At 60.2% G+C, this 11,156-nt stretch carries 11 protein-coding genes; 5 read left to right on the top strand and 6 right to left on the bottom strand.

The genetic code is table 11. The features are described from left to right. The first annotated feature begins 104 nt into the window (after positions 1–104). The 5 genes from OOZ19_RS04465 to OOZ19_RS04485 all read left to right on the top strand — a co-directional run bounded on the left by OOZ19_RS04465 (position 105) and on the right by OOZ19_RS04485 (position 7,193). Positions 105–857: a Crp/Fnr family transcriptional regulator gene (locus tag OOZ19_RS04465; protein ID WP_266088541.1), complete on the top strand. Its 753-nt coding sequence runs from the start codon at positions 105–107 to the stop codon at positions 855–857. Positions 858–907: 50 nt separating this feature from the next. After that, complete coding sequence (locus tag OOZ19_RS04470) at positions 908–1,876, top strand: hypothetical protein (RefSeq protein WP_266088543.1); 969 nt, start codon at positions 908–910, stop codon at positions 1,874–1,876. A gap of 6 nt (positions 1,877–1,882) precedes the next feature. After that, a complete protein-coding gene (locus OOZ19_RS04475; protein ID WP_266088545.1) occupies positions 1,883–4,105 on the top strand; it encodes a hypothetical protein in 2,223 nt (740 codons plus the stop codon). A 68-nt stretch (positions 4,106–4,173) separates the two neighbouring features. Continuing rightward, positions 4,174–4,881 carry a hypothetical protein gene (locus OOZ19_RS04480; RefSeq protein ID WP_266088547.1) on the top strand — a complete coding sequence of 236 codons (708 nt, stop codon included), beginning with the start codon at positions 4,174–4,176 and terminating at the stop codon, positions 4,879–4,881. A gap of 971 nt (positions 4,882–5,852) precedes the next feature. After that, a complete protein-coding gene (locus OOZ19_RS04485; protein ID WP_266088549.1) occupies positions 5,853–7,193 on the top strand; it encodes a hypothetical protein in 1,341 nt (446 codons plus the stop codon). A 222-nt stretch (positions 7,194–7,415) separates the two neighbouring features. Here the strand turns inward: OOZ19_RS04485 and OOZ19_RS04490 are convergent, their stop codons facing one another. The 6 genes from OOZ19_RS04490 to OOZ19_RS04515 all read right to left on the bottom strand — a co-directional run bounded on the left by OOZ19_RS04490 (position 7,416) and on the right by OOZ19_RS04515 (position 11,006). After that, positions 7,416–7,925, bottom strand: coding sequence for a hypothetical protein (locus OOZ19_RS04490; protein WP_266088551.1), 510 nt, complete (start codon positions 7,923–7,925; stop codon positions 7,416–7,418). Between the two features lie 123 nt (positions 7,926–8,048). Further along, positions 8,049–9,188 carry a WXG100 family type VII secretion target gene (locus OOZ19_RS04495; protein WP_266088553.1) on the bottom strand — a complete coding sequence of 380 codons (1,140 nt, stop codon included), beginning with the start codon at positions 9,186–9,188 and terminating at the stop codon, positions 8,049–8,051. Between the two features lie 24 nt (positions 9,189–9,212). After that, positions 9,213–9,509, bottom strand: a complete 297-nt coding sequence (locus OOZ19_RS04500) for a hypothetical protein (protein WP_266088555.1) — start codon at positions 9,507–9,509, stop codon at positions 9,213–9,215. Then, complete coding sequence (locus OOZ19_RS04505; RefSeq protein WP_266088860.1) at positions 9,506–9,859, bottom strand: SAV_915 family protein; 354 nt, start codon at positions 9,857–9,859, stop codon at positions 9,506–9,508. Before OOZ19_RS04505 ends, OOZ19_RS04500 begins: the two co-directional genes overlap by 4 nt. 181 nt (positions 9,860–10,040) lie before the next feature. Next, on the bottom strand, positions 10,041–10,172 hold the full coding sequence (locus OOZ19_RS04510; protein ID WP_266088557.1) for a hypothetical protein: 132 nt from the start codon (positions 10,170–10,172) through the stop codon (positions 10,041–10,043). 543 nt (positions 10,173–10,715) lie between these two features. Further along, positions 10,716–11,006, bottom strand: a complete 291-nt coding sequence (locus OOZ19_RS04515) for a hypothetical protein (RefSeq protein WP_266088559.1) — start codon at positions 11,004–11,006, stop codon at positions 10,716–10,718. Between the last annotated feature and the right edge of the window lie 150 nt (positions 11,007–11,156).

The following is an 11,156-nucleotide window of genomic DNA, read 5'->3' on the forward strand; positions in this document are numbered from 1 at the left end:
ACCGCGTAGAGCGGTGTCCTGTGCCGGGATCGCGAGGACTGCACGATTCGGGTCGGGCCACGCAACGAAGTTCACCGAGCGTCGTCGCTCGGAGGGCTCTTCGAGTGGTCTTATCTGTTCTGGCCCACCGGGCTTCGATCAACAGCTACAACGGGCTTGTGAGCGACGGTAAGCAATCTCGGCGGCTACGCGGTTTCCGCGCACTCACCCCTGAGCCGGTCTGGGCCGCCCTCGTCCAGCACGGTGTCCGCAAACACCACCACACCGGTGAGCGGTTACTGGGCCAGGGCGAGCCTGGGGGGTGGCTACTGGTGTGCCTGTCCGGTCGGCTGAAAGTTGTCTACACCGAACCCGACGGTCGCGAAGTGCTACTAGCCGTCCGAGGCCCCGGCGATCTGGTGGGTGAATTTTCCGGAAGAGATGGACAGTCGCGTTCGGCGACGGTGCAGGCCATCGAACCTGGGATTACGTCAAAGCTGGCCGATCATCGCTTCAGCGAGCTCGTCCAGCGCTTCAGCGTGACCGAACAGCTCACCGCCTACATCATGGGCAAGATGCGGGAAAGCGCGTCGCACGCCTGGCGACTAGCGCATCACAGCGCTGCGGCACGGCTTGTAGAACTCATCGAGACGCTCCTCAACGTCGCGGGTCCTGACCATCCCCACCCGAACATCATTGCGATGTCCCAGGAAGAGCTGGCATCAGCGTTGGGGTTGGCTCGTTCGGCGATCACCCCGGTCCTCGCCACGTGGAAGTCCGCAGGACTTATCCGCACAGCGCGGGGCAAGTTGCAGGTGCTCGACTTCGCCGCCATCAAAATGCAGGTTCTGTCCAGTACTGGACAGAACCAGCAATAAACTTCGGGGATTCTTTGTTCCGCCAAGCATCTGAGCCAGAAAGGCCACTGGTGGATCAAAAAGACACACACAGACTCGGTCACTACACGGGGATTCTCGCGATCGACGTACGCCGTTTTAGCAGTCACAACGACGTCAAACAGCGGAAGATCGTGGATCTGCTGCCCACGGTCCTTAGTGAATCGTCCGAACGAGCAGGGATCGCAGGATTGATGCGGGACAACGTCTTCCGCGCGTTCCGTGGAGATGGCTACCTCATCGGGTTCAACCCGGATCTAATGGTTGCCGTGGTGGACAAGTTTTTTGACTCTTTGCAGGCTGAGCTCCGCCGCCGCTCCGCAGAACTCCGATCAGCTGCAATCGAGCTCCGCATCCGAGCTAGCCTGCACCTCGGCCCGGTCCAGTCGTTCAACATTCTCGTGTCCGATTCGCCATCCGGCACCGTCATGGTGGAGACCGGACGGATGGTTGACGCGGAGCCGGTGCGAGCGTTGCTCGATAACTCGGACCCGAAGGTCACGCTGGTCGCTGCGGTGCTGTCCGAAGAGGTCATGAAGCAGGTCGTCGAATCAGGTCGGACCGCACGGCAGCCCAGCGAATTCGTGCCGGCGCCCCTGCGCGTTGAAGCGAAGGACTACGCAGGGAAGGGGTACTTGAGAGTTCCCGTACCCTCCGGAGACTTGCTCACGTCCGGCTTGTTGCACGGACAGCCCGAACCGTCCATCGAGGCTGCTGACCAGTCGGTAGCATCCAGTGGTCCGGCATCCAACTCGTTCACCGGGTACGCCGACAAGGTCATTCAGGCCCGTGATGTAGGCGGCGGAATCCACGATCATTCCGCGTACGCCGACGGCGGTATCGCTGTGCACGGCAACGGAAACGTGACCGCCGGAGGCGACATCGACAAGTCGGACAACAAGCAAGAGTTCTCCGGTCAATTCAACACTCAGGGGGATTCCAACTTCGGCCCATCCAGCGGTCGCCGCATCCGATCGAACCACGACCAGGCGGAACTCTGAGGTACCATGAACCCTTACGATATCGATGGCTCCGATTTGCCCGAACCTCCGCACACGCCGGATCCACCGATCGTTCCAGTGCCCCCAGCGGACCGAGAAACGCCGCAGAATGATTCGGTCGCCGATCTACCAGAGGAGAACCCGTCGCCCGAAAAAGAGGTACCAGCACAGCGTGCTGTAGTCGCGGTGGCCGGGCGCCACAATGAGACAGCAGGACGAGACATCGACGGATCCTGGTTCAAGGATGCCGATCTGCGCGGCGCCGTCATCGCGACTACACCGGACATCGTGGAGCGCCTGGCGCGATCGGGTATAGAGAAGCGAAGTGGCCGCGGTATTCAAGACACAGAGGCGCTGCAACGCCTGGCAAGCATGTACGTAGCGCCAGCAGGCTTGCTCGGGCGAACGCCGGAAGGCAAGCCCGACACGGCGTACCAGATCCTAAGCGAGCGCAGAGTTCTTTTGCTCACTGCACCTGGCGACAACTGTGGTCAATTTTCCGCGAGTCTCCGACTTGGTCAAGAGTTGCGGACGGAGAACCCTGAACTCAGCGTCTGTGAAGAGCTTATGGACCCGGACCTTGGGTTGGTCCCGGAGGGGTTCTTGGTCGAGAATGAACCCGCAACGCTCATAATCGACCTCCGTGGATTCGGCGAGCAAGATCTGCAAGTCGTCCATCGCACCCTGGTCGGTTTCAGTGCGCAGCTAGCGCGCTATGAGAGCTATCTGATACTGATCCTTCCTCCTGGGCAAGAGCGGGATTTCGATGATCGCTATCCAAACAGGATGCACTTGTTGGAGAAGCCTTCGTCCATAGATGTCTTCGCATGTCAGGTTGGTCGAAATGATTCTTCTGTGATTATCGAAGACACGGAAACAGCTCGCCAGCTCGAAAGCATGTGGCCGCCAAAGGTCAAATTCATCGCAGAAATCGTACGGGAAAGTATTGACCAGGGCGAGGCGCCGCGACAGGCGTTCCAGGAGGCACTGCAACGGGAATGCGCCAGCCAACCTTCGCAGCTCCGAATCGATATCAGGGAAAAGCAGCTGGCAGGCGACACCGAATGGCTCGCATTGCTGATCGCTGCCGCTCTGCTCGAAGGCGCTCCACTCATGCATATCGTCGATGCGTCGGACGAGTTCCTGTCATACAGTGAAGTTCGGCCGTCGGAAGATCTAGCACCACTGCTACGTCCAAGCCCTTACACTCGACTACTTCGCCTCGCGGAGGAGCCGCAGAAACGTTTCGACATCGACACGCGAGAACTTCAGCCGCACGGATTCGCCAAGCATGTGTTGCGACACTTTTGGCTGGAACACCCCGATGTTCGTGAACCCTTGGTTGAGTGGCTGGGCGAAATTCCCAGAGTCATGGCTGGACTCGAACGCCAGAACCTGGAGCAAATCGCTGACCGGGTTGCCGATCTTGCCTCGGAAAGCAACGCCAAGATCGCTATCAAGCTGGCGGCTCACTGGGCTAAGACCAAGGTGGGCGACGATTCCGGTGGACTCCGGACCTCGACCAGCCCAAGTGCCCGATACCGGCGGTCCGTCGCTGTGCGCCTTCTGACAACGACCGCGACTGACGCGACGATTGGCAGACACGTGCGTCACCAGCTCTGGGAGTGGTCACGAGGCAGCGACGCCGATTTGCAACTGCTGACTGCGGAGGTCTGTGCTGGATTCGGGACGTCCTTCCCTCGGAATGCGCTCACCCGGCTCAAGCACCTGGCGAACTCTGGAAACACGGACGTGCGAAACTCAGTGGTGAACGCCGTCCAGCAGATCGGTATCGACCTCGGCACGTCTAGGCTCCTCCGGTACTTGGCGGAGTGGTTCGATCGCGCCTCGGCAGCTCGATTGAGTGTGCTCTCGGAGAGCGTCAGGAACGTGCTAGGGGCGCGGTCCGACGACGTCGAGGCTGGTTCGGCCGAGTCGTTTTGGCGCCGCGCACTGGACGCCATGCCACCGGACGATCTGCGCCCGCTCGTTAAAAGCTGGGTGAGCACTGCGGCCGAACTTGACTCCGACCAACGTGCTGGCATGGTGGAACCGCTCGTGCAGGCCACCGATCACAATTCTGCACGGATCGCACAAATTTGGTATGCCAGCAGACTTGGCCCCACGTCTCTTGATCCGAGTTCGTACGAGAACGATCCGGTCACCGAGGTGATACATCAGCTTTGGACACGGCTTGACGAAGTCGACCCCATTTGGGCGCGGGAGTGAAAGCGTTGTCAGAATTCGGGCGGCGTCAACTGTGGCACCGCCAGTACGCACGAGGAATCCGTGAGCAGATGGCGGGCAGGGGCGATTTGACCGGATGGCCGCACGACAGTCGCTCTGATACGTCTCAGGCGCTGCCCAGCGCGGACGGCCACATGCACTTCCATGCGAAGATCTCGTTCTGGACATGGTGGGACGGCACCGAGCCATCCCCTCCGGCATTACTGGACATCGCCAAGGCTGGCATCATTCGTCGTGCCGAAAAGGTCAGCGTCCGGCGCAGTATCACGGACTGTGATCGACTACGAACGGAGTTGAACACCGAGCTTATGAACTGGGAGGCGGTCGCCGAGACGCAGGTGCACGTGCGTGGCCACTGTACGTCGGTCGATGCAGACCCGGATCTCATCGCAGCCGTGGATGAGCATGAGCAAGCTATCCGGCGTCACGTCGTCCAGTCCTGGTATGAAGAACGACGCAAGCAGCAGCAAAACCAGATGTGCTCACTGATCCTCGACCCACTGCGGGCAACCGCGTGGTGGTTGCTCGACAACCAGGACAAGCCTGAGGAAGCGGTGACCATCGCGCAGAATTTCCAGGAGCTGCGCAACATTCTGAAGCCCGCCGAACAAACAGATACTCCCGGAAAACTCGTCGATGAGCTCCTGATCCCGGCAGACGAAGCCGTGCGCCATCGCGTGATCCAGTTCGTCCGAAACTGCTTCCAGGAGCTCCATCGGGACGATCTGGCCGCTCGGCTCGACCCGGTTGACGACTGACGGATCCGACGCTCCGTGTGCCCGACCGCATCGTCGTCAGGTACACGGAGCCTTGCGCGCCATCGACATCACCGATTCTGAATCAGTGCCGGACAGGCCACTGCCTGTGGCATCGCACGAGACCACCGGCTGAGTCAGCACGACCAGGAATAGGTGACGTGCCGTGCTGGCCATGGCTTCTCCGAATGGCCATGACGGGCGCGGTGGAGATCTATTCAAGCTCAGGCTGGCCGCAAGTCTGGGTGTGCTGATCAGTATGCCGCCGTCATCCTCAGCGCCGACGGTACCGCCACGATGACCACGAATCTGAAAGACCAACAACCCGTTGTCCGGACTACGGGTCGGGAACTCGCATCGGCGTACGCCAGAGGGCGGATCCCACGGTGGACCTCATGCCCCTAGCGAGCAAGCGTGTCCGAGCGGGAGTCGAACCCCGACGGCCGAAGCGCCAAGTCACGCCCAGCAGGGTCCGGAACATGGCAACCTAACAACACGGAAAATACCTGGTCAGAGGATTGAACAGGGATTGACTGCGTGTCCGAGTCCGTTTTTGCGCGCTAACTACACGGATCGAGCTACCGGAGCCCAATTAATCCCCCTCTAAGATCGCTTCAAAGGATCTGATAGCCAGGTAAATTTGCACATCCGGCAATACTCAGGAATATCTTTCCCGGAATTGACAACGGCTTTGAATATTCCTTGGATCTGAGATGAGCATACCACGCATTCGCGACCCTTCCTGTCGGCCATAGGTCGGCGTTACGCTTTCAGCGAAACGCCACGTTTGTGAACCTAGTGCAGTTGCTCTTGTGGGAGCATGTCCGGACGACCGTTGATCAAAGAAGGGGTTCGCGGCTGTGGAAAAATTCCCGGAACCAAACGGAGAAAAATCTTCGCCGACGCGGAAAGCGAAGTCTGGGCGGACGCCGAAGCCCCGCCGAAGGTCTGCGATAGTAGAAGAAACTGAGCGATTGGAACACGAACACGAACAAATTAAAAAACAGGTTGAAATACTAAAAGTGCAAGCTAGCGACCTCGGATTGAACCTTTCCGCCCGCAGCCAGCCAGGGCGCGGTCTGCCGGGGCACGGCTTATCTTTGCATCTTTCAGATGGCGCACGTGCAACCGAAGTCCCGCTCAGGCTGGAAAAATCAAGTAGCGTGTCACAATTCATAGATGAATTATCCGCAGACCTGTCACTTATTCCGGGATACGCTGGTCTAATTCAAATCAAAAAGGGGTACATTGAGGTAATAATTGAAGACATCGGATCATCGCACACGTCTCAGAGATATGGGTATTCCTATACCTTGCCGAGGCAGATTTCCGGAGATGTGGGTCTTCGTAAACGAGCCAGCAGCGGAGTGACGGCGAAAGCGTCGCAACTTACTGTCGAAATTTCCTCACCAAGTGCACTGTTTGATGGGCTCGGGTCAAGGCTCTGTCCGCCCCCTATGGACTATTTCGCGTACGACGATTACCTAACCCTAAAGATTTCCGGGGTCAAGATTTGTGATTTGCCACATGGCGTGAAACTACTCGAGGAGATCGGAAATTCATTTTCCATCGACCTCGACGTCCGCTTCGGTGGAGGCTTTTCGATATCGCCAAGATTCGACTGGGAAAAGTTCTGGGATCGCAGAAATGAGGGCAGTGCTTCAAGGGTAGCTGGCAGCCTAATTGATCAGCCACTAAATCTGAGCATGAACAAATACGATGAACTGGCCACGAAGTACTACTGGCACGGCAGGAGGTCTGAGTCCGTCCCTTTGGCTGCGTTTCTAGCATACTACCAAGTATTGGAGTATTACTTCCAGCGTTACGTGCGTGAAGATGCCATCAAGCTCACTCGAATTAACCTAAAAAGTCCATCGTTTATGGTCGAAAATGACGACAACATTGCTCGGCTAATTCAGATATTCGAGGATGAGGTTCGAGCGAAGAGTAGTGAGCAGAATAAGTTGACCGCGACAATGCTAAACTGCGTCGATCCGGAACTTTTGGCTGGCTTTATTTCGTGCGATTCCATCCTTGCGCGTCATCTGGGCAATAAGGACCGACTTCCAGGGGTCCCCACTGTTCCTTCTAAGCTGTCTGGTGAGCAGCTCGTTGAGCGCGTCTCCGAACGCATCTACCGGCTACGGTGTCAAATCGTTCACGCCAAGGGTGATGCACGCGATGGTAAAGTGGTGCTACTGGCTCCGGGCACTCCGGAAGCAGTCGGAGTTCGTGAGGATGTCAAGTTAGTATCTCATGTAGCTCAGGCCGTCATGATAGCGAGTTCCACTTCAATAGCTTTGGATGATCGCTGATTCAAGCTACGATTGAGTGAAATACTGATGCATAATCTGAGATTTATGTAGTGCCACACATGCGGGCGTAAGCGGAAGCGGCAGGGAGTTCGAGTTGGCCGACCATACGGACGACTGAACGGTGTGTCCTTTCCGGTGATTTCGGTCGACCAAGACGGGGACTGGCGTCCCCGGTATCCCTGTGAGCTGGCACTGTAAGTGGAGAGCGAGCGATCGGCAGATCTACCGTAGTTTTAGTTTTTCTAAGGCGCGCGGGTTGGTTTTGGCGCTGCCCCGCTGCACCGAGTGGACGATTCCGTTGTAAACGAGGTCCCAGAGGTCGCGATTGGTTTGGATCTCCCGCAGGTTGATCGAGACCTCGTGTCCCTGCTTGTCCTTGAGTTCGAGGTCCCATGCGAGGCCGCCGCTGGCTCCGACTACTTTGACCTCGGCCAGTTCGTAGGTCTCGACGTAGCCGTTCTTGACCGCGAACCAGTCGGATCCGGCAGAGATGCCGACGCTTTTACCGATGAAGTAGAAGACGAATGGAGGCCAGACGATGAAGAGCCATAGCCACCACGTGCTCATCCAGCTGATTCCCCAATCCCGTAGGCACATGAAGGCCAGAAGAATCAGCATGAGAAAGAATCCACCTAATACTGATGTCGAGACACGGCCTTGGTGCCATTCGAGCACTGGCCCGTGCCCTTCTGGGGCTGCCGGATAGTCAGCCCGGTCCGGGTCATTCTTCACGTCACCGCTGTAATCGGCAGAGACCGGAGCACGCGGCGGACGAGGATTCCCGGTGAGGGAGTTTGGCTTGGGCGCGATTTCGGGCAACTTCAGCCTCTCAACAAGGAAAACGTCGGCGGTTTCTCAGTCTGGCCAGATCTCGTCGACCACGAAGCCGACGCCGATTCCGACGACACCGCCGACGACGACGCCGACCGGTCCGCCGATTGCAGCTCCTACGACAGCTCCGGATACGAACGAGGAGCCCCCGCTGACAGCGGCTTGTGTCGGGTCCTTACCTTGGCCGATGTCGTAGCCGACGCCGCCTGCTGTGATTCCGAGTCCGATCCACGGTAGCTTGGATGCGATCTTACCTGCGCCCTTGAGTACGGGACTTCCTGACTTGGGCGGGTTCGGTATCAGTTTTCTGTCCAGAACGCGGATGCCCGCTTGGATCTTCGGCGGGAACCGGTCAATGACACGGGCAGCACGTGATGCCATCGCGTTATCCATCGCGTCCTTGGCTGCGAGTTCGTTCGTGATCTGGATGCGCGCGGCTTGGGTCCGGTTGGCCAGGCTGAGGTTCTGGCTTGAGGTGAGGTGGGCGGCTCGTTCGGCTTTGCTGATGGCGGATTCGGCGAACTCGCGGAACTTGGTGGTGCGGACCGCGATCGCGCCAGCCATGCCCGTTGACATGTCGGCCAAGGTCAGCGAGAGCTTCGCCGGGTCCAGAGTTCCGGACAGGAACCGGATCAGAAAGTGCTGGGAGTCGGATTCCGTCTTGCGGGCATCCTTCACGATCTGTGAAGCCTGAGCGTAAGCCTGCGCCTTCTTCTCGAAAGCTCCCTGAGCTTGGACCGCTGCGCCGTGGTCCTGCTTCTGCTGCGGGGTTGCTGGCTTGTCCGTCGGTAGCGGAGTCGGATTCGCAGGAGCAGGACCCGGTTCCTGGATCTCGTAGCCCTTGATCTCCAGGCCGCCTGCCGCGGCTACGTCGCGAGCCTGCTGCATCTTGGTTCGGACGGTCCGTAAGTCGTCGCTGTGCGTCTCCAGCGCTCCGCACGTGTCGTTCAGGGCACCGGTGACGTCGTCAGTCATGCGCCCGAACTGGGTCATGAGGTTGCGGAACGCTTCACCGGCGGCCTCGCCCCACCCGGCTTCCGACTCACCGCGAACCGAGTGCACCTGGTCCGCGGTCGCGGAACTTCTCTCGGCTTGCTCACGCAGCCAGTCGCACGTGGCCGTCAGGCTTTCAGGGTCGCCCTCGACCTTGGTATCCAGCCCCACTGCGGTGTTCCCCCTCGAAGATTCTCAGCGCGGCTGCTCGGCCTTGAGCTCCTGCGCGTGGAAGGCAGCTGCCTGCTCGTAGTCGGTGTCCACGTACACGACGCGGCTCTCTGCGACGGAGTCTCCTGTCGCGCCTGCGCCAGTCGCGACATTGCCCAGCGCCTCGGTCAGCTGGGCCAGTGCGCCCATGATCGCACCGGTGACCACGCCAGCCTGAGGTTCCGGCGGCGCCGTCGCCGCGCCTTCCATATCTGCGCTGGCGTTGCGCAGCTTGCTGGCCAGCCCGCCCAGGACTGCGGGGTCGACTTCGCTGCCGCTCATCGGTTGCCCTCCTGGAACTTGGCCTTGCGCTCCTCAATTGGGAGCGCTGCGTCCCACAGGATCACATCGGCCCCGGACTCCTCCCGCAAGCCCTCGACCTGCCAACCGCGGACCGCTACCCACGCCTGTCCGTCACCGCAGCCTTCGACCAGCTCTTTGAGAGACGTGAAAGCCAGCAGCGCGCGATCTCCCGAAGCGGTCTGCCGTAGTTCCAAGGTCACCTCAGCGTCCCGCTTGGTCACTCGCGCGGACGGGACGTAGGCCGTCTCGGGCACATCGTCTTCACCATCGAGCGCCGCCATGTTTTCGGCTCCGATCACCGACGGCGCAGCGTCCTCATGCACTCGCATGAAGTCTCGGTCCCCATAAACCAAGCGGGCATCCCTCCAGATGTCGATCCAGGTCGGGACCATACCCACGAGATCATTAACGTGGGTGGTGGACCTGCGAGGTAACCCGATTGGATCAAACACACCTGGGCGGTGTGGGACACATTTGCGACGTCGGTCACTCGGATCCGTCCGTTTCGAGTCAGTCCTCCGTTGAGCGGTTGGGCGTCTCGGTCGTTTCGTTGCCGACACCGGTCGCTACGGAGTCCGTCTGGACCTGGACAAGGATCGGGGGACCAACGATCGCTGGCTTCTCTTCGTAGACCTCGTCCACGGCTCTGGTTCCTTCCTGGCGGATGTGGGTGGCGTCGCCGGTACGTGCGCCGGTGTGTGTTGCTGAGGAAGCCGACGGTCTCGGTATCTACGGCCTGCGGGGTGTCCTTCGTCCGTCCCAGTGGTGTCCCGCGAACGGCTGTGGCTCTACAGCCCGGGACAGCTTCGGTACGGCCCTGAACTGCGGTTTCGATATTTGGGACGGCGCGCGTCGTCCGTCCTGGCTGTCCCGTGGGGGCTTCCAGCGGCTTGCGGAGAGACAACCTTGGAGGGACGGGACAGCGTCCCGGCGAATTCGCGAGTGCCAGGCGGGCGTGGTCGCGCTGGGCGTCGAACTAGCTGCGTGCTGACAGGCATCGCAGAGAGTTCGCCTCGGGCGTCCAGTTCCGAGTGGTGGCGTCCCGACCAGCCGCCGGTGGACGGGAGTGTGCAAGCGGTGGCCGCAGGCGGCGGCGGGAGTCGGGCCGCTGGATGACATCGCGACCAGGTGCCAGCGCGATTCACGGACGCTGATCATCCAGGCATAGCGGCTGTGCATGGCCGGTCACGCATGCTCGTCGGCCAGCGTGACGCGAGCGGATGGCTGGGCCGCGGAGTGCTCGATTGCGGCAGTGGCGAGCAGCAGACACGGGACGCAAGGTCCGCATGGCGCCACTTGGCCGGGACTAGGCGTTGCGCCGGGCTCTGCTGCTACTTCGACGGTGACGGCGTCGAATTCGCGGCGGCACCACGAGCGGATTCGGTCTCCGATGGTGTGGCGGGCGCAGTGGGTGACTCGTTGGGCTTCGCCGACCAGGCCGGGCTTGTACTGGAACCACTGGATCGTCTCGGACACGCGACTGCTCCTCGAAGTTGGGCCGCGGGCGGAACCGGGGATCGGGGGTTTGCCGGCTCCGCCCGCGGTGGGTCCGGCGGCGGCGCGAAATAGGCGGAGCGCTCGCCGTCGGACGACTCAATGGACCGTGGGTGTTCGGTCCGTGTCAGA

Source organism: Saccharopolyspora sp. NFXS83, from assembly GCF_026241095.1.
GTDB lineage: Bacteria > Actinomycetota > Actinomycetes > Mycobacteriales > Pseudonocardiaceae > Saccharopolyspora_C.

Bases quoted from the DNA above. Each gene is read 5' to 3' on its own strand.
- OOZ19_RS04475 (WP_266088545.1), top strand. From the start codon at position 1,883: ATGAACCCTTACGATATCGATGGCTCCGATTTGCCCGAACCTCCGCAC.
- OOZ19_RS04480 (WP_266088547.1), top strand. From the start codon at position 4,174: ATGGCGGGCAGGGGCGATTTGACCGGATGGCCGCACGACAGTCGCTCT.
- OOZ19_RS04500 (WP_266088555.1), bottom strand. From the start codon at position 9,509: ATGAGCGGCAGCGAAGTCGACCCCGCAGTCCTGGGCGGGCTGGCCAGC.
- OOZ19_RS04505 (WP_266088860.1), bottom strand. From the start codon at position 9,859: ATGCGAGTGCATGAGGACGCTGCGCCGTCGGTGATCGGAGCCGAAAAC.